This is a genomic window from Gaiella sp., assembly GCF_035710885.1.
Taxonomy (GTDB): Bacteria; Actinomycetota; Thermoleophilia; order Gaiellales; family Gaiellaceae; genus Gaiella.
Map to the genome: position 1 here is coordinate 20,471 of NZ_DASTCS010000026.1, position 17,568 is coordinate 38,038.

The following is a 17,568-nucleotide window of genomic DNA, read 5'->3' on the forward strand; positions in this document are numbered from 1 at the left end:
CGGTTGGCGCATGAGCGGGGAGGGGTGTGGGGAACCGGGAGGTTCGCCGGGCTCTCCGGAAGAAGCGGGCGCGTCGGGGAAACGTGGTTTCCCCCACGCATGCGAGCCGAAGGCGAGCGTCGCTCACGCCGCCTCCCGCCCGGGATGGACGCAGGCTGCGACGTGACCGGGGCTGAAGCGCACCAGCCGTGGCAGCGCCCTGACGCAGGGGTCGTCGGCGCGCGGGCAGCGTGGCGCGAACGCGCACGCCTCGGGGACCCGGGCGAGCGAGGGCACGCGTCCCGGGATCTCTCTCAGCCTCCCGTTCGCGTCGCCGGCGCCTCGACGCGGGATCGCGTCGAGCAGGCCGATCGTGTACTGGTGCTGCGGCCGCGCGAACAGCTCGTGCACGGGCGCCTCCTCGACCTTCCGGCCCGCGTACATGACGACCACCCGGTCGGCGAGGTCGGCGACGACGCCCAGGTTGTGCGTGATCAGCACGATCGCGGTCTGGAGGCGTTCCCGGAGCTCACGCATCAGGTCGAGGATGCCAGCCTGGATGGTCACGTCGAGGGCGGTCGTCGGCTCGTCGGCGATCACGATCTTGGGATCGCACGCGATCGCCATCGCGATCATCACCCGCTGGCGCATCCCGCCGGAGAGCTGGTGGGGGTACTCGTCGACCCGACGCGCGGCCGCGGGGATGTGCACGAGGTCGAGCAGCTCGATCGCCCGCGTGCGTGCGGCTGCGCGCGAGAGCCCGAGGTGCCGCTGGAGCACCTCGCCCACCTGACGGCCGACCGTGAACACCGGGTTGAGCGAGGTCATGGGCTCCTGGAAGACGACGGAGATCTGGCGTCCCCGAACGCGCCGAAGCTCGGGTGCGCGCGCGGCGAGGAGGTCCATTCCGCCGAACCTCGCCGTGCCCGACACGGTCGCCGTCTCGGGCAGCAGGCCGAGGATGGACATCATGGTCACGGACTTGCCGCAGCCCGACTCCCCGACGACACCGAGCACCTCGCCCGGCCGCAGGTCGAAGCTGAGCCGGTCGACCGCGTGCACGGTCCCGTCGTCGGTGTCGAAGCGCACCGACAGGTCGCGCACGTCGAGAAGAGGCTCCACTAGCGCTGCGTCTTCGGGTCGAGGACGTCGCGCAGGCCGTCGCCCAGCAGGTTGAACGAGAGCGAGCAGAAGAAGATCGCCAGCCCGGGATAGAGGGCCAGGCGAGGCGCGTCGCTCAGGTACGACTGCGCGTCGGCGAGCATGACGCCCCACGAGGGCGTCGGCGGCTGGACGCCGAGGCCGAGGAACGAGAGGGCGGCCTCGCCGATGATCGCCGCGGGGATGGTCACCGTTGCCTGGACGATCAGCGTTCCGGTCATGTTGGGAACGATGTGGCGGCCGAGAATGCGAGCGTCGCCGGCGCCGTTGGCGACCGCGGCGCGCACGTAGTCCTCCTCGCGGAGCGCGAGCGCCTCTCCGCGTGCCACCCTGACCAGCCCCGGGACGGCCGCGAGCCCGAGCGCGATGGTCGCGTTCAGGAGCGACGGCCCCAGGATCGCGGCCAGCCCGACGGCGAGGATCAGGAACGGGAACGCGAGCAGCACGTCCGTGACACGCGAGATGACGGGATCGATCCAGCCGCGGTAGTACCCGGCGGCGAGGCCGATCGGCACTGCGATCGCGATCGCGAGCAGCGTCGAGAAGACGCCTGCCTGGATCGACGCGCGGGCGCCGAAGACGATCCGCGAGAAGACGTCCCGGCCGAGCTCGTCCGTTCCGAGCAGGTGCTCCCAGGACGGCTTCTCGAGGATCGCGTCGAAGTCGGTGGCGTTGGGGTCGTAGGGCGCCACGACGGGAGCGAAGACGGCCATCAGCACGAAGCCGACCGCGACGACGAGCCCGGCGACCGCCATCGGCCGCCGCAGGAAGCGCCGCAGGAGCAGACGGCGGCGGCGGGCGCGCGGAGAGACGGGGGGTGTCGCCTCGACCTCGGCGACCGTCATGCTGGGCGTCCCGAGACGCGGATGCGCGGGTTGAGCAGCGAGTAGGCGATGTCGACGGCGAAGTTCACGACGACGTAACCCACGGCCGCGACGAGGACGACGCCCTGGAGGAGCGCGTAGTCGCGCTGGTTGACGGCGTCCACCGTCAGTCGGCCGAAGCCGGCGATGCCGAAGATCGTCTCCGTGATCACGGCGCCGGAGATGAGCGCGCCCAGCTGCAGGCCGATCACGGTCGTCACCGTGATCAGGCTGTTCCGGAGCGCGTGCACCCCCACCACCCGCCGCTCCGACAGTCCCTTCGCGCGCGCGGTGCGGACGTAGTCGGCTGACAGCGAGTCGAGCATCGAGGAGCGCATCTGGCGCATGAGCACCGCCGAGAGTCCTGTGCCGAGCACGATCGCGGGAAGCAGCATGTGCTTCAGGTTCTCGACGGGGTCCTCGGAGAAGGGGACGTAGCCGCCCGCCGGGAGCCAGTTCAGGTTCACTGCGAACACGATGATCAGCATCAGCCCGAACCAGAAATTGGGTAGCGAGAGCCCGACCAGCGCAACCGACGTCGACGCGTAGTCCGATGCCTTCCCTCGCCGCACGGCGGCGATCACGCCGGCGGGGATTCCGATCACCATCCCGATCAGGAGCGACAACACGGCCAGCTCGAGCGTGACCGGGATCCGCGAGACGATCGTCTCGGAGACGGGCAGCTGCCGGGAGTCGACGCCGAGATCGCCCTGGAGCGCGTTCCAGGCCCACTTCGCGTACTGCACCGGCACGGGCTGATCGAGCCCGTACTTCTCCCTGACCGCGGCGAGCACCTCCGGATCGCGGGACTCCGCTCCGAGCGCGAGCGCGGGATCGCCGGGCAGCGCGCGCACGCCGAGAAACACGAGCACGCTCGCGAGGAAGATGACGATGAGGGCGGCTCCCGCCTTGCGGAGGAGGAAGCCGCCCATGTCGTCGGTGTCTGCCCTCTACCTAGCGGCGGAAGCCGGCGAAGTAGGCCCGGACCAGCCCGTCGGCGTACATCTGCACACCTTCGACCCGGTTCGAGACACCGTCACGTTGAACCGGGTGCCACAGGTAGATCAGCGGGCGCTGCCGGTGCACGATCCGCATCGCAGCCGAGTAGAGCGTCTCCCGCGCCTTGTCCGTCGTCGCCTTGCGCGCGTTGTCGAGGGCGAGGTCGAGCTGCGGGCTCACGAACCCGGCGTTGTTGAGCGTGCCCTTCGAGTGGACGAAGCCGTAGATGTTCCCGTCCGGGTCGACGCGTCCCGACCAGCCGACCTGGAACGCCTCGTACCTGCCCGCGTCGGCCCGGTTGAGCGCCGTCACGAACTCCGTCGGCGCGAGCTCCACGTCGAAGCCCACGGGCCGCACCATCGACTGGATCACCTGGCCCAGCCGTGCCGCGACGGGGTCGGTGCCGATCGTCAGCGTGACCTTGATCGGGGTTGCCATCCCCGAGGCTTGCACGAGCTGCCGGGCGATGTTCTGGTTACCGCGGAGATTGCACTCGAGGCCCTTCGTCGTCTTCGCGTACCACGGGCTCGCGGGCGAGAGCGGGTAGCAGTCCGGCAGGTTCGTGCCGTTGAAGACGACGCGGTTGATCGCGGTGCGGTCGAGCGCGAGGTCGAAGGCCGTGCGCAGGTACTGCGACCTGGCGAGCGGCATGCCGGTGTTCTCGTACTGCTTCAAGAGGCCGTTCTTGTTCCCGATGTTGAGCGTGATCCCCTGGTAGCCGATGGTGGTCACCTTGAGGATCTTGAGGTTCCTGTCTCGCTCGATCGCCGCCACGTCGGTCGCTGCGATCCGGTCGAGCACCTGGATGTCTCCGGCGCGGAGGCTCTGAGCCCGCGCACCCGGGTCGGTGATGATCCGGAAGACGATCTGATTCAGGTGCACCTTCGCACGGCCGTAGTAGTCCGTCGACTTGGTGAGCGTGATCCGGTCGCCTGCGACGCGGTCGGTGAACTTGAACGGCCCGACGCAGACCGGGCTCGTCGCGAACCGGTCGCCGAGCGCCGCGACCTGCTTGGGCGAGAGGATCATCCCGGCCCGGTCGGCGAGTTGAGATGTGAGGGGCGAGAACGGCTGTGAGAGCTTGAGCTGGACCGTCAGCGGCCCGGTCACGTTCACGGCCGAGATCGGCGAGATCTCGCTCGCGCGCACCGAGCCCCGGAGCGTCCGATGCCGGTCGAGCGACTCCTTGACGGCCTGCGCCGTCAGCGACGTGCCGTCGTTGAACTTGATCCCGGAACGGATCCGGATCGTGTACGTGAGCTTGTCGCGCGAGATCTGTGGCATGGCCGCCGCCAGCTGCGGGACGATCTGCATCCGCGCATTCAGGTCGTACAGCTTCTCGCACATGTGCGCAAACACCATTCGCCCGACGAAGGTGCGGGCGAGCGTCGGGTCCAGGGCATCGGGATCCTCGGCGAGGCCGACGACGAGAGTGCCGCCGTTCCTCACGTTCGGCGTGGCCGTGCCGCCCGCGCCGGCGGCGGAGATGCCAATCGAGAGGAGCGCGGCCGCCGCGAGGACGAGGCAGGCGCCGCGCGCGAGTGAACCGGTCATTGGAGCCCCCTGGGGTCGGAGGACGGACGGGCCGTGACGGGTCACGAGCCCGACGGGGAAACCGAGACGACAACTCTACGGGTGGATCCAGTCGACCGTCAAATGGATCCAATTGCTAACGTCGCGGGCCATGACGGTGGTGCACGAGGATGCCCGCGCGCTCGTCGACCGCCTCGCAAAGGTGATCGGGACTCGCGTCGTGGCCGGCGAGATCCCGTCGGGCGCGCGGCTTCGGCAGGAGGCGCTCGCGAGCGAGTTCGGCGTCAGTCGCACTCCCGTGCGGGAGGCGCTGCGGATGCTCCAGGCGTCGGGCATCGTCGAGATGCACCCGAACCGCGGCGCCGTGGTGCGCCGGCCGACGGTGCGCGAGGTCCGCGAGGCCTACGAGGTCCGCGCCGAGCTCGAGGGGCTCGCGGCCGAGCTCGCCGCGGGGCGCGCGCAGGAACCGCAGCTCCGCGGGCTCCGCGACGCGGAGGCGCTCTTCCGGATTTCGTGCGAGACGCTCATCGACCACCGCGAGCGCCGCGAGGACGCGACGCCGTGGTCCGACGACGTCCGGGAGTGGATGCAGGCCAACGATCTCTTTCACCGGTCCGTGCACGACACGGCGGGGAACGAGCGCCTGCGCAGGACGATCGTCGAGCTGCACCTCAACTTCCCTCGCAACCTGACCTCGATCGTGCTGAGCGGCAGCTCGCGACTGCTCGCCGAGAACGTCGAGCAGCATGCCGCGATCCTGGCCGCGATCGAGGCGGGCGACGGCGCGGACGCCCGGCGCCAGATGGCCGAGCACATCCGCCGCTCGGGAGAGCTCGTGACCCTTCGCTTCGAGCAGGGCGACGGCGGGAACTGAGCCGCGAGCGGGGCGACGGAGTGCACCTGGACTCGCGGATCCCGCGTAACCGGGTCGCAACCGACGTGGGCGACCGGGTCTGGTACCACTTCCGCATGAGCCGGCTGCGTGGAGCCCTCGCCGCGGTCCTCGTCAGCGTGCTCGCGCTCGCTGCCGCCGGGACGGCAGCCGGAGCGCCCGGGTGTGCTGCGACGTCGTCCGACGGCTTCGGCCCCTTCGGACGCGGCTCGCCACCCGTGCGGGCGAGCATCGGCAAGGGCCATGTGCTGAGCGGCGTGATCCTGTCCGCGCTGAACTGCAAGCCGATCCGCGGCGCGCGGGTCGAGCTGTGGCAGTCGAACGCGAAGGGCCGGTACGTGCGCGCAACGAGCGCCACGGTGCTCGCCGATCGGAGCGGCCGGTTCCGGTTCGAGGGCCCCTACCCGGCCTCGTACGACGGCGGCTCGCCGCACATCCACATGCGGGTGGTCGCGCCCGCCCACGAGATCCTGCTCACCAGGTACGAGCCTGCCCGGGGCGCACGGCGGGGATCGGTACGCCTCGTGCTCGTGCCGCAGGCGCTGTAGTCACCCGTTCGCGGTCGAGGGGAACGACAGGCGCCGACTCGCAGCGCTGACGTAGCCTCCTGTCCGTGCACCGGCTGACAAAGGCACAGGCCCGGCGCATCGCGGTGCGGGCGCAGCTCCTCGACGCTCCCCGGCCGACCGACCTGCTGACCGTCGTGCAGCGACTCACCCTGCTGCAGATCGACCCGACCGCGGCCATCGCTCCCAGCGCCGACCTCGTCGCCTGGAGCCGCCTCGGCTCCGCGTACCGGCCCGCGGATCTCCGGCAGGCGCTCGAGCAGGGTCGCACCCTGTTCGAGCTCGACGCCCTGATCCGGCCGATGGGCGACCTGGGCCTGTACCTGGCCGGTGCGGCCGACCGGCCGAGCTACGACCGGTCACGTGCCTGGCTGCGCGACAACGATCGCTTCAGGCGCGAGATCCTCGATCTGCTCGGCAGCTCCGGCCCGCTGACCTCACGCGACATCCCGGACACGTGTGTGGTGCCGTGGGCCTCGAGCGGGTGGACCAACAACCGCAACGTCACCCAGATGCTGGAGTTCCTGATGATGCGCTGCGAAGTGGCGATCTCCGGGCGCATCGGGCGGGAGCGACTGTGGGACCTGGCCGAGCGCGTGTACCCGGCCGATGTCGTCGTCCCGTCGGTCGAGGAGGCCGACCGGGGGAAGAACGAGCGCCGCCTCGGCTCGCTCGGGATCGCCCGCCAGAAGGCCAGAGCGATGCCGATGGAGCCGATCCACGTCGGCGACGCCGGCGAGCCGGCCGTGGTCGAGGGCACCAAGGGCGAGTGGCGCGTCGACCCCGCAGCCCTCGTCGAGGACTTCGAGGGGCGCACGGCGCTGCTGTCGCCGTTCGACCGGCTCGTCCACGACCGGGCCCGCGCCCAGGAGCTGTTCGACTTCGAGTACACCCTCGAGATGTACAAGCCTGCGGCGAAGCGCCGCTGGGGCTACTTCGCCCTCCCGGTCCTCCACCACGATCGGCTGGTCGGGAAGGTCGACGCCACCGCCGACCACACGGCCTCGGTGTTGCGCGTGCACGCGATCCACCAGGACGTGAGGTTCACCCGCGCGATCACGAAGGCGGTGAACGCAGAGCTCGAGGACCTCGCCTCCTGGCTCGAGCTGGATGCGGTCGAGCCGGTTGCTACGTGACGCGGGTCTTGTGTCCGGCTGCAGCGGACTCGCGCCGCGCGTCGGGTGCGACCTCGCTCACGCGGAGCACGACGTTGCCGGTCTTCTGGCCGCTCTCGACGTAGCGGGTCGCCTCGACCACCTCGTCCAGCGCATACGACCGGTCGATCACGGGCCGGTACGCGCCCGCCTCGACAAGCTCCTTGACGAGGTGGAGGTCGTCCTTGCGATAGCGACCGATTCCGAGCCTCGCGCGCTTGCTCCCCACGAGCCGCGTCGCGAGTGCCAGGAACGGCACGTGATACATGAACCCGAGGTCCATGGTGACGTAGATCCCGCCTGGCTCGAGCGAGCCTCGGCAGCGGCGGAACGAGTGCTTGCCGACTGCGTCGAAGACGGCGTCGTACGTCCTGCCGTTCCTCGTGAAGTCCTCGCGCAGTCGATCCACGACGTGGTGCGCGCCGAGCGATCGCACGAGCTCGACGTCCCTCGTGTCGCACACCGCGGTCACCTCGGCCGCCCCGAAATGGCGGACGAGTAGCTGCACCGCGGCCGTTCCGACCGACCCGGCTGCGCCGTAGACGAGGACCCGCTTCCCGCGGAGCGGCTCCGCGGGCCGCAGGCAGGTCAGCGCGAGCAGCGCGCCGTCGGGGACGGCCGCAGCCTGCTCGAACGTGAGCCCTGCCGGCTTGGTCGCGATCACGCCGCTCTCGCGCACGGTGACGTACTCCGCGTTCGCCCCGGCCTGGACGCCGAACACGTCGTCGCCGACCTGGAGCTCCGTCGCGCCGGCACCGACCTCCGCGACGCGTCCCGCGAACTCGGTCCCGAGGCTCGTCCTCCTCGGGCGCCGGATACCGGTGAACACGCGGGTGAACCGGTAGTCGGCGCTGCGCACGCCCATCGCGTCGCCGCGGGTGACCGTGGAGGCAAGGACCCGGACGAGCACCTGATGCTCGTCGGGCACGGGGCGCTCGACCTCGGCGACGCGCAGCACCTCAGGAGGCCCGTACCGATGGTGGACGACTGCTCTCATCTCGTCACGTCCTCTCGTCGGTTCGGTGGGATGCGATGGATCGGCGCACCGTGCTTCCAGGCACGGCCCGCGCGGTAGAGCTCCGCGGGCCGTCCACCGCCCGGCCCGGGTCGCGCCCTGCGGCCGGTCGGGATCACCCAACCGTCCTCGCCGACAAGGCTGCGGCGGAAGTTCGCGGCGTCGAGCTGCACCCCCCAGACGGCCTCGTACACCGTGCGGAGCTCGGCCATCGTGAAGGTCGTCCCCACGAAGGCCGTCGCGATGCCGGAGACCTCGAGCTCGACCCGGACGCGCTCGACCGCGTCGCGGACGATTCGCAGGTGGTCGAACGCGAGCTCGATCCTCTCCCCGAGGATGTCCGCGGCGGAGACGAGCGCGGCGTGCGCTGCGTCGGTGCCGGCGACGATTGCTCCGACGTCCCGAAGGACCGCGAGGTACGCGACGGTGACGACGTTCATGCGCGGGTCGCGGCCCGGATCGCCGTATGCCCCGAACTGGGTCAGCAGGCTCGGGACGTCGACGCCGGTCTCCTCGGAGAGCTCGCGTCTCGCCGCTTCGTCCAGCGTCTCCTCGGGGCGCTTGAACCCGCCGGGAATCGCCCACATGCCCCTGAACGGCTCCTGGCCGCGTCGAACGAGGAGAACGTGGAGGACGCCGTCGGTCATGGTCAGGATGACCACGTCGACCGTGACCGCGAAGGCCGGGAACGTGCGCGCGTCGTAGCCGGGCGGGACGTTCGCCTTCCGTGTTCTTGTCACCATGACTACTACTCTTGCACGGGGTTTTGGTCGTGTCAACCAAAATGCGTGGGCCAGCCTCGCGAGCCGCCGGTCGACGTCTCCGTCCCCGCGTCAGGCGGGGGCGAGTGCGACGAGCCGGCCCAGGGTGTCACCCTCGAGACGCAGCGCCGTCCAACGGTCGCCGCGGTCGCGGGTTTCCCAGAGCTGTCCGTCGGCGAGGCCGGCGAAGATCCGACCGTCGGCGGCGAGGAGCGCATACGGCATGGACGGCAGCGGCTCGGGCAACCCGCCGGTGAGCGGCCGCCACGGTTCGTCGTCGCGACGGCGGTAGATCCGTGCCTGCGGGTCGCCGCCGCCGTGAGCGGCGAAGGGGCCGGTGCTCGCCGAGACGTACCAGCAGTCGGGATCGTCCGGATCGACCGCGACCGACCAGGTGTAGTGGTGGTCGCGACCGTCGTCCGCCGGCTGCCACGTCTCTCCCGCATCGGTGCTGAAGGCTGCGCCGCCGCCCGCCGCCTCGTACGCGCGGCCGTCGACCAGCGGATGCCAGGCCAGGGAGTGGACGTCCGGCTGCGCTCCGGGGCGGTGATCCTGCCAGCTCGCGCCGCCGTCGCCCGAGCGCATCAGCCCGCCGAGCTCGATCCCGACCAGGATGAGCTCGGCGTCGTGCGGGCTCGGCGCGATCCAGCGCACGTGTGACGTCCACGGTCGCGGGGGAAAGCTCCAGGTCGGCCGTGACGGAAGATCCAGGAGCGCGTCGAGCGCCCGCCAGCTCTCGCCGCCGTCGTCACTGCGAAAGACGCGGCTCGGCTCGGTACCCGCGTAGACCGCCCCGTCGGCCGGGCTGACCGCAAGCGAGAAGACGCCGGGCTCCGGCAGCGCGCAGTCGACCCAGCTTCTGCCGGCGTCGCGCGTGCGGCGAACGCCCCCCTCGCGCAGCCCGGCGTAGACCGTGTCGGGATCGTGCGGGTCGACCGCGACGCACTGGGCACCGGTGCCCGTGAGCGACTGCTCGACGGTCCACGCCCCGCCCGACTCCTCGAGCCGCGCGATCCCGTCACCGGTCGCTCCGAACAGTCGAGCCATGAGCAAAGCGTAGGCACACGGTGCTCGTCACGGCCGCGTCTCGGCCGGCCCGTCCGCATGAGGACTCGACGAGGCGTCAGGGCCCGCTGTGTGCGGGGCGGAGCCGGACGACGAGCAGCCGCAGCCGACCGCCGCGTTTTCGCTCCGAACTGCGGCGCAACGTTGTGTCGCGACGTTCCCAGGCCGGTACCCGAGTGTCGGGTGAGAGCGCCTGAACATGGTGGCGCCACAGCATCTGTCGGACGTAGAAATCGCCGGGGAGCATGATCGTTCCTCTCGCTCGGTGGTTGGTCTGCGTCAGCCCGTCGTTTCGACTTGTGGCGAGCCTAGGAGGCGGTCTGTCAGCCGTCGTCGTCGCCTGCGGCACAGCGTCTGTAACGCCTGCATCACAAGCCCGCGATCCCGTGCGACCCGGCGGGGTCGCACCGGCGGGCCCCGACCGCGCGCGCCCCACACCCACATCGAGCCTCTAGACTCCACCGCGTGATATTCCGTCGCGACGCGAAGGTGGGGCTGATCTCCCGCGTCCCGCTGTTCGCGACCTGCTCCCAGCCGGAGCTGGCCCGGGTCGCCGGGATCATGACCCAGCTGGACGAACCGGAAGGGAAGGTGCTGATCCGCGAGGGGGAACCAGGCCGCGACTTCTTCGTGCTCGCCGAAGGCACCGCGGAGGTTCGGAAGGGCAACCGGCGTGTGAAGACGCTCGGCCCGGGCGACTTCGTAGGGGAGATCGCGCTTCTCACGGACGCGCCACGGACAGCGACCGTCCGCACGACATCCCCGGTCAGCGTGCTCCGCGTGACCAGCAAGGGCTTTGCGGAGCTCCTCGAGACGTCGCCCACGATTCAACGGAAGATCAGAAAGGCGCTGGCCGACCGCGTGGCGCCCACGGTTCTCTAGACCGTCGAGGAACCGACGAGGGCGCCTTCCGGCGCCCTCGTCGTGCACCGGTCTGTCGGCCCGCTGGTCAGAGAGCGACCATGCGGCTGATGATGCCCTCCCGCTCGTTTGCAGGTGCGTGCTCGAGAATCCAGGCGATCACGTCGTCCTGGTCGGTTCGATAGGCGAAGTCGACACCGCGACACCACGCGTTCAGTCCGAACGAGGTGACGGCGACGATGACGTTCGACGACGTGTCTCCGTAGAAGACCGGGCCACCCGAGTCGCCCGAGCAGGTGCCGCCGCTTCCCGTGCCGTTGCCGTTCGTCTGGAGGTTGAAGCCACTCGTCAGAGAGTTGCGGAGATTCGTCAGTCGCGAGGTGGCCATCAGGCGCTCGCGGAACGACTCCACGTGTACCGGGTTGCTCTCGCTGAGGCCGTAGCCGCTCGCCGTGAACGTGACCTCGTGCCGGCCGCGACCGGTGCTGGAGATGCGATCCAGCGACCCCGCCGTTGCGAGAACGCCGTACTCGGAGATCACCGAGGTCGGAACGGGGTCCTCGAGTATCACGAGGCCGACGTCACGCGTTTGTGGGAACCCTGCGAAGTCCTCGAAGCCGTAGTTGTAGAGCTCATCCGACTCGTAGCAGAGTGGATCTCCTGCGATGCACGTGTCCGGATATCCGGTGATCGGATCCATCTCCGTGACGGGGTCGTAGTTCGCTCAGGCGCCCTGGTGGAAGTAGACGCGGGCGGTGGCCGCACCATCGGTGCAGTGACCGGCCGTGAGGAACACGCTCGGCGAGATGAGGGCACCCGAACAGCGGTGGCTGAACTCACCCTCCTCGTCGTAGAAGACGACGAGGCCGACGAACGGGTGCTCGAAGTCCTCCACGAAATCTCCGGTGATCGCGTGTGCCGGGACAGCCCCGCCCGCGACCGCCATGAGCGCTACGACGACAACCAACAACAGCCTGATGCGCAAGACACCTACCTCCTCCTCGTAGAAAGCTCGAGAGCGCGACGCTCTCCGTCCCCTTCGGCGCCACCGCTTACCCCGACCGGTCTGCCTCAAACCCCGAGAGACCGATGCGGCGAACGCTGCGCGCACTGCCCGGGCACGTCCGTGCGTGACGGTTGCCACTCGAGCGTGCAGCCTTCCGACACACACGATCGAGGCTCGGTTCATCCACGCCGCGTGCACAACTTCGGACGCGACAGCCCTCGAGGCGAGGGGCGTTTGCCGCCGGAAAGGCGGGGTAGCTCCCTCGGGATGTCACCAACCGATGGGAGGACTCATGCACTCGACCATCGACGTCTGGACATATCGCGAGGGCGTCGCCCTCGATGCCTCGCCCCGAAACGTCGTCGGCTACGGCGTCGAGGCCAAGGACGGGTCGATCGGCAAGGTTGACGACGCGACCTACGAGGTCGGGTCGTCGTACATCGTCGTCGACACGGGCCCGTGGATCTTCGGCAAGAAGGTGATGCTTCCGGCCGGGGTCCTGCGCGACGTCGACCACGACGACGAGAAGGTCTTCGTCAATCGGACGAAGGATCAGATCAAGAACGCCCCCGAGTTCGACGACTCGTTGACCCGGGATGAGGAGTACCGGGGACGGCTCGGCTCGTACTACGGCCCCGGTGGCCCGGGGTACCACGGCGACGAGGCCTAGCCACGGCCACGCCGAGGAGGTCCCGCCGTTGGAGGCGGGACCTCCACTACTCCGGCGGTGGTTCTCGGCTCGCTCAGGAGACGCGGAACGCCAGCGTCGTGCGCGTGAGCGAGCCGCCTTGCGTCGCGGCGAGCCCGATGGTCAGCCGCTTACCGCGAGCACCTGCCGGCACGCGGAAGAAGCATCGTGCGGTGGAGCTCTCCCACACGAGGCGGATGTTCCTGAACCGCTTGCCTCCGATCCAGACGCTGCACCGGAGCGACCCCGGGGCGGGAGAGAACTCGACTCGCGCGACGAGCTCGAAGGGCTGCGCCGCCCGCGGAGGGCGGGGCGTCACGGAGAGCACGTCGACGCGGACGTCTCCGGGGGCGCCCTGCGCCGCTGACGAAAGCGACGCTGCCGCAGCCAACACCACCGCGGCAAGCGCGGCGAGCCAGCCGATCATGCGATCCAGACTACGCTCCTGCGGGTGCGGGCGCCAGGGTCGACGTGTGGCCCGCCATGAAGGGCGTGCGCTCACGATGGCAAGGGCGCGTCGCACGCTGCGTCCACGGAGCACCACGTGCCCGCCGTAGACCGCGAGGTTCCCTGGGTGTAGAACGTGCTTCATGCCCACGGTTCACAGCGGACACAAGACGCTCGTGCACTACCCGGACGGCACATCCAAGGTCATCACGCTCTACGTCCGCCCCCTCGAAGGCCAGATCATCGCCCACGGTTGGGAGGTGACGAGCGTCACGCCCGCCGAGGACGACGGCGCCGAGATCGAGTACCAGATCTCGGTCGCACGCCCGGCGAAGGAGCTCGAGCCTCCGGAGAGCACCGTTCCGCGTTCATCGTGACCCGGCTGTCGCGCGGCCGCAGGGTGCTCGGAGCAACATGGGCGACCGCTGAGGTTGTTGCGCCGTCGCGCAACGGATGCCAACGGAAGGCCGGCGGGAGATGTCCCGGCCCGCACCGACGACGCCACTGCTGTACCGTCGGTGCATGGCCGCGAAGTCGAAACGACGGAAGGACACCGAGCCGGGGGGGCGTCCCGCCCGTCCTGGCGGAGGCCAGGCGAAGGTGTTCAGGCGGAAGTCGTGTCTCTTCTGCAAGGACAAGGTGCGTGAGGTCGACTACAAGAACGTCGAGCAGCTGCGCCGATACACCTCCGAGCGAGGGAAGATCCGGTCACGTCGGATGAGCGGCGCCTGCCGCAGGCACCAGCGACAGATCGCGGTGGCGATCAAGCGGGCGCGCGAGATGGCTTTGCTCCCGTATGTGACGGAGGGTGGCGGGCCGCCCTCACGGTCGCGCTCCGGCGAGCGCCGCTGACGGACGCGCGTCGCGACGATCGGCGCTCGGCCGCGGCGCGATCTCGTCACATTCGTCGCATCAGGCGGTCAGGGGTGTGGTCCCGAGCTGGTCGAAAGACCGGGGACGGCCGCACGGGTCGAAGCTATGGTTGGAGAGGTTCGGGTTGCGCGTTCGGGGGGACGGGCTTCGCAACCGGCCTTCTCACAGACGTTCCGCGGACCTTTGGAGGTAAGGGCACGATGGCCGAAGCGCTTTGGCCTCTACGACCACCTGCAGAGCAGGCGGTCGCGTTGGACCGAGACAGGCCTGCGCCTCCGGTGGGCAACCGGGACGCCAAGAGGCTGCGCTGCTCGTTTTGTCAGGTCGAGCTCGGCGCGGACATCGAACTCGAGACTGGGTTCGGTACCCATCGTCAGGGCACGTCGACCAGCAGCTTCTGCTCGACGCACTGCCGAGACTGCGTCATGGCGTTGGCTGCGCTCCATCCGTCGCCGCTGGCATCGAGCGACTTCGTCTCGAAGCGTGCGCTGCTCACCGATCGGCTGCTCGATCTATGGCGACACGGTCAGGGGCCAGACCCGGCGCTCGTCCTTCAGGCTGCCCGAGCCGCGAGCAGCGGATTCGCGAGTGCCGACGCCATCGACTGACGCGGATCCGGGTCACACGAAGGAGCACTCAGCTGGACTCGGGCGGCAGGGGCCGCGTGGTCGCCCCGCGAGCGCAGCGAGGTCGTGTCGACATCCTCGGCAACGTCAGCGCCGCATAGCGGCGTGATGGCTTCGGTCGGGATCGAGGCGGAATCCGCGCTCGCCTTCGCGGGGCTCCACCAGCTGCTGCACCCGTCCTCGATCGGCTGGAGCGGTTGCCGGTGCCGCAGGCGGCGGCACTCGGCGGCGCGTTCCCGCATGCGCCCGTGGACTCGATGGAGAGTAGGTAGGCGTGCGCGGCTCCGCGCGCCAGCGCCTGATCATCTCGCCAGGCCTTCGTCGGCGGGAGGCGTCAGCCGTCCGCGACGGCGCTGTTCAGCGCGGACGCGGTCTCGGGTCCGACCCGACCGTCGACGGAGAGACCATTCGCTTCCTGGAATGCGACGACGGCCGCTTCAGTGAGCCGACCGAAGTTCCCGTCGGCCGGACCGGGGTCGTAGCCGGCTTTCGACAGGGCCTGCTGGAGCTGTTCGACGAGCGCGGGATCGCCTTCTTCACCGCGCTGGAGCTTCGTGCCCTCTGGGAGCGTGAAGGTGGAGGCGCCGGGCGTCGATGGCGTGGTCGTCGGCGTGGTCGTCGATGGAGTGGTGGGCGGCGGCGGACTGGTCTCCGTCGGTGCGGGCGCCGTGACGGTGGGCTCGCCGACAGGCGTCGTCTGCGCCTGACTTCCGCCGCTTCCGCCACGCAGGAGGAGCACCGCGATCGCGGCGGCGAGTGCGACCACCCCCACCAACACGAGCCCGGCGACGAGCCGCCGTCGTTCGATGGCCGCGCGGTGGGCCTCGGCGGCGGCGACCGGTCGGGTCGGCGCGGGCCGCTCGGCGGTGTGGCCGCGCCCGAGGTCGTCTGCGGGAACGGGGAGCTCCCCGTCGGCACTCGTGGCGCGTCGGCGCTCCGCGCGCCGTGTTGCATCCTCGCTCCAGTCCTCGTCCGAGACGTCGCCGAGCCAGTCGTCGAGCGGTTGCTCGTGTGGCCGCGGCCCGGCTACGCCCGACGACGAGCCCTGGCTACCGCGGGGGCGTGTCTCGTGCACACGAGCAATGCTAGGCGGCTGCCCGGCGAGCACGGCCCCTCCCGCCCGCGAGCGAAGGGCTAGCGCCTGTCACCGACCCGCGTGCGCGTATGCGCGTGCACATGGCGGGACCCGGCCCGGATGGCCTGCGTGCCGTCGGTCTTGGGCCTGGACGCCGACGGAAGGACACGTTCGACCGTGTAGCGTTGTGATGTGGCCGGCCTGAATGCCATCGGCATCGCAGTGGCGGATCTCGGCCGATCGATGCAGTTCTACGGGCTGCTCGGACTCGAGTTCTCCGATGACCCCGCAGAAGGCCACGTCGAAGCGACCATGCCGAACGGCACCCGGTTGATGTTCGACACGGAGGACGTCATCCGGAGCTTTCTTCCCAACTGGACGCGCACGGACGGAAACCAGGTTTCGCTCGCATTCGAGTGCGGGAGCCCTGCCGGAGTCGACGAGATGTACGCGCGAGTCGTCGCGGCCGGCTTCGAGGGCGAGAAGGAGCCGTGGGATGCTTTCTGGGGGCAGCGCTACGCGCTGCTCGGCGATCCGGACGGCGTCCGCGTCAACCTGTACGCGCGACTCTCGTAGCTCAGCCCGGACCGAATCAGGACGACCAACCGTGATCCATGCGTGTCCGCATGGTCTCGGTTCCAGCGCGCTCTGCCGCTGAGGTGGCCAGGAGTGCGGCGAGCCGCTCGATCCCGTCGTCGATCTGCGGTTCGGCGACCATGCTGAAGGAGAGCCGCACCGTGTCGGCGCCGCGGCCGTCCGGGAAGAACAGCGTGCCCGGCACGATGCCGACACCGCGCTCGGCCGCGAGCCGAGCAACGTCTACCGAGTCGGCCCCGTCCGGGAGCGTCAACCAGGAGAAGAAGCCGCCTTCCGGCTGTGTCCAGTGAGCTCCGTCCGGCATCCAGCGCTCGAGCGCCCCGAGCATGCGCGCGCATTTGCGCCGGTAGAGGGCACGCGACAGCACCAGCTGCTCGTCGATCCAACCGCGGCGAAGCGATTCCTCGAAGAGCCGCTGTCCGAGCGCGCCCGCGCACTGGTCGGTGTTCTGCTTGGCGGAGACAAGCCGAGCGGAGATGTCAGCCGGGCCGACTGCCCAGCCGAGCCGGACACCGGGAAAGAAGGTCTTCGAAGTCGTGCCCGTCTGCACGACGACGTCCGGCGCCAGGCTCCAGAGGCTCGGGAGCGACCCGTCGGAGAAGGAGAGCTCACGGTACGCGACATCCTCGACGATCAGGAACCCGTAGTGCTGCGCCAGCTCGACGAGCAGCGTTCGCCGCTCGGCGTCGAGGCTGACGCCGGCAGGGTTCTGGTGGTCGGGGATGCTGTAGACGAGCTTCGGGCGGAGCCCACCCGCGAGACGCCGCTGCAGGTCTTCCACGTCGAGCCCGTGCTCGTCCATTCCGACCACGACGAGAGTCGCCTCGAAGCCTCGGAACGCCTGGATCGAGCCGAGGTAGGTCGGGCCTTCGACGACGACGACGTCGCCGGGGTCGAGGAACGACTTCGCGACCAGCTCGAGCGCCTCGATAGCCCCGCTCGTGATCAGCAGCTCGTCGTCTGCGGGACGGCGGCCCTGCAGGGTCTCGAGCCGACCTGCGAGAGCATCGAGTAGCCCGGCCAAGCCGCGCGTCGGGGCGTACTGAAACGCGGTCGCCTCGCCCGAGGCCGCAAGCTCCTGGAACAACGTCGAGACCCTCTCGCGCGGAAATGTCTCCGGGTCGGGGAATCCGCCCGCGAACGAGATCAGGTCGGGTACTCCGAGGAACGCCAGGACGAATGCGATCCCGTCGCCGACCTCACCCCGCGTGCGCGCAGCGAGCAGGCCGTCCCACCGTCCCAGCTCGGGCGTCGTGGTCACGCTCCCATCCTACGACGTTACTGCGTCGAAACCGGCCCGGCACTCCGCGTGGGGCCACCCGCCGGCGTCGAGTCGGGCAAGGGTGTACCCCAGGCCGTCCCCGCCGGACCCGTCCCATCCCGTCCCACACCAACACGGGCGGGGCC

At 70.0% G+C, this 17,568-nt stretch carries 21 protein-coding genes; 8 read left to right on the plus strand and 13 right to left on the minus strand.

The window, feature by feature from the left end; all coding sequences use genetic code 11:
* Positions 1–123 precede the first annotated feature (123 nt).
* From VFO26_RS05800 to VFO26_RS05815, 4 genes are read right to left on the minus strand one after another with little or no spacing between them, the layout of a single operon-like run.
* Positions 124–1,101 carry an ABC transporter ATP-binding protein gene (locus VFO26_RS05800; RefSeq protein WP_325113960.1) on the minus strand — a complete coding sequence of 326 codons (978 nt, stop codon included), beginning with the start codon at positions 1,099–1,101 and terminating at the stop codon, positions 124–126.
* Positions 1,101–1,985, minus strand: a complete 885-nt coding sequence (locus VFO26_RS05805; RefSeq protein ID WP_325113962.1) for an ABC transporter permease — start codon at positions 1,983–1,985, stop codon at positions 1,101–1,103. The genes VFO26_RS05800 and VFO26_RS05805 overlap by 1 nt, the downstream gene beginning before the upstream one ends.
* A complete protein-coding gene (locus VFO26_RS05810; protein WP_325113964.1) occupies positions 1,982–2,935 on the minus strand; it encodes an ABC transporter permease in 954 nt (317 codons plus the stop codon). Before VFO26_RS05810 ends, VFO26_RS05805 begins: the two co-directional genes overlap by 4 nt.
* Positions 2,936–2,957: 22 nt before the next feature.
* Positions 2,958–4,556: an ABC transporter substrate-binding protein gene (locus VFO26_RS05815; protein ID WP_325113965.1), complete on the minus strand. Its 1,599-nt coding sequence runs from the start codon at positions 4,554–4,556 to the stop codon at positions 2,958–2,960.
* 130 nt (positions 4,557–4,686) lie between these two features.
* Between VFO26_RS05815 and VFO26_RS05820 the strand changes: the two genes are divergently transcribed.
* The 3 genes from VFO26_RS05820 (at position 4,687) to VFO26_RS05830 (ending at position 7,129) form a co-directional block, all read left to right on the plus strand.
* Positions 4,687–5,409, plus strand: coding sequence for a GntR family transcriptional regulator (locus tag VFO26_RS05820; RefSeq protein WP_325113966.1), 723 nt, complete (start codon positions 4,687–4,689; stop codon positions 5,407–5,409).
* A 95-nt stretch (positions 5,410–5,504) separates the two neighbouring features.
* Positions 5,505–5,975 carry a hypothetical protein gene (locus VFO26_RS05825; RefSeq protein WP_325113967.1) on the plus strand — a complete coding sequence of 157 codons (471 nt, stop codon included), beginning with the start codon at positions 5,505–5,507 and terminating at the stop codon, positions 5,973–5,975.
* A gap of 59 nt (positions 5,976–6,034) precedes the next feature.
* Positions 6,035–7,129 carry a DNA glycosylase AlkZ-like family protein gene (locus VFO26_RS05830; protein ID WP_349259052.1) on the plus strand — a complete coding sequence of 365 codons (1,095 nt, stop codon included), beginning with the start codon at positions 6,035–6,037 and terminating at the stop codon, positions 7,127–7,129.
* On the opposite strand, the gene VFO26_RS05835 is transcribed toward VFO26_RS05830, so the two are convergent.
* The 3 genes from VFO26_RS05835 to VFO26_RS05845 form a co-directional block, all read right to left on the minus strand.
* Positions 7,122–8,144, minus strand: a complete 1,023-nt coding sequence (locus VFO26_RS05835; RefSeq protein ID WP_325113969.1) for an NAD(P)-dependent alcohol dehydrogenase — start codon at positions 8,142–8,144, stop codon at positions 7,122–7,124. The genes VFO26_RS05830 and VFO26_RS05835 overlap by 8 nt on opposite strands.
* Complete coding sequence (locus tag VFO26_RS05840) at positions 8,141–8,905, minus strand: NUDIX hydrolase (RefSeq protein WP_325113970.1); 765 nt, start codon at positions 8,903–8,905, stop codon at positions 8,141–8,143. The genes VFO26_RS05835 and VFO26_RS05840 overlap by 4 nt, the downstream gene beginning before the upstream one ends.
* A 90-nt stretch (positions 8,906–8,995) precedes the next feature.
* Positions 8,996–9,970, minus strand: coding sequence for a hypothetical protein (locus VFO26_RS05845; protein ID WP_325113971.1), 975 nt, complete (start codon positions 9,968–9,970; stop codon positions 8,996–8,998).
* A 483-nt stretch (positions 9,971–10,453) separates the two neighbouring features.
* On the opposite strand from VFO26_RS05845, the gene VFO26_RS05850 reads away from it, so the two are divergent.
* The gene (locus VFO26_RS05850; RefSeq protein WP_325113972.1) at positions 10,454–10,870 is read left to right on the plus strand and encodes a cyclic nucleotide-binding domain-containing protein; all 417 of its coding nucleotides are present in this window, start codon (positions 10,454–10,456) and stop codon (positions 10,868–10,870) included.
* A 67-nt stretch (positions 10,871–10,937) separates the two neighbouring features.
* Here the strand turns inward: VFO26_RS05850 and VFO26_RS05855 are convergent, their stop codons facing one another.
* Complete coding sequence (locus VFO26_RS05855) at positions 10,938–11,549, minus strand: trypsin-like serine protease (protein WP_325113973.1); 612 nt, start codon at positions 11,547–11,549, stop codon at positions 10,938–10,940.
* A 24-nt stretch (positions 11,550–11,573) separates the two neighbouring features.
* Positions 11,574–11,834 carry a trypsin-like serine protease gene (locus VFO26_RS05860; RefSeq protein ID WP_325113974.1) on the minus strand — a complete coding sequence of 87 codons (261 nt, stop codon included), beginning with the start codon at positions 11,832–11,834 and terminating at the stop codon, positions 11,574–11,576.
* A gap of 313 nt (positions 11,835–12,147) precedes the next feature.
* Here VFO26_RS05860 and VFO26_RS05865 point away from each other — a divergent pair, with 313 nt between their 5' ends.
* Positions 12,148–12,525 (plus strand): hypothetical protein, encoded by a 378-nt coding sequence (locus VFO26_RS05865; protein WP_325113975.1) that lies wholly within the window; start codon positions 12,148–12,150, stop codon positions 12,523–12,525.
* 73 nt (positions 12,526–12,598) lie between these two features.
* On the opposite strand, the gene VFO26_RS05870 is transcribed toward VFO26_RS05865, so the two are convergent.
* A complete protein-coding gene (locus VFO26_RS05870; protein WP_325113976.1) occupies positions 12,599–12,970 on the minus strand; it encodes a hypothetical protein in 372 nt (123 codons plus the stop codon).
* Between the two features lie 163 nt (positions 12,971–13,133).
* Here VFO26_RS05870 and VFO26_RS05875 point away from each other — a divergent pair, with 163 nt between their 5' ends.
* Entirely contained in the window at positions 13,134–13,367 is a 234-nt protein-coding gene (locus VFO26_RS05875; protein ID WP_325113977.1) for a hypothetical protein, read from the plus strand.
* A gap of 145 nt (positions 13,368–13,512) precedes the next feature.
* Positions 13,513–13,842 (plus strand): 30S ribosomal protein S18, encoded by a 330-nt coding sequence (rpsR, locus tag VFO26_RS05880; protein WP_349259050.1) that lies wholly within the window; start codon positions 13,513–13,515, stop codon positions 13,840–13,842.
* 394 nt (positions 13,843–14,236) lie between these two features.
* On the opposite strand, the gene VFO26_RS05885 is transcribed toward rpsR, so the two are convergent.
* Entirely contained in the window at positions 14,237–14,359 is a 123-nt protein-coding gene (locus VFO26_RS05885; protein ID WP_325113978.1) for a hypothetical protein, read from the minus strand.
* A 464-nt stretch (positions 14,360–14,823) separates the two neighbouring features.
* Entirely contained in the window at positions 14,824–15,564 is a 741-nt protein-coding gene (locus VFO26_RS05890; protein ID WP_325113979.1) for a peptidoglycan-binding domain-containing protein, read from the minus strand.
* 192 nt (positions 15,565–15,756) lie between these two features.
* Between VFO26_RS05890 and VFO26_RS05895 the strand changes: the two genes are divergently transcribed.
* A complete protein-coding gene (locus VFO26_RS05895; protein WP_325113980.1) occupies positions 15,757–16,140 on the plus strand; it encodes a VOC family protein in 384 nt (127 codons plus the stop codon).
* Between the two features lie 16 nt (positions 16,141–16,156).
* On the opposite strand, the gene VFO26_RS05900 is transcribed toward VFO26_RS05895, so the two are convergent.
* Positions 16,157–17,422 carry a PLP-dependent aminotransferase family protein gene (locus VFO26_RS05900; RefSeq protein WP_325113981.1) on the minus strand — a complete coding sequence of 422 codons (1,266 nt, stop codon included), beginning with the start codon at positions 17,420–17,422 and terminating at the stop codon, positions 16,157–16,159.
* Between the last annotated feature and the right edge of the window lie 146 nt (positions 17,423–17,568).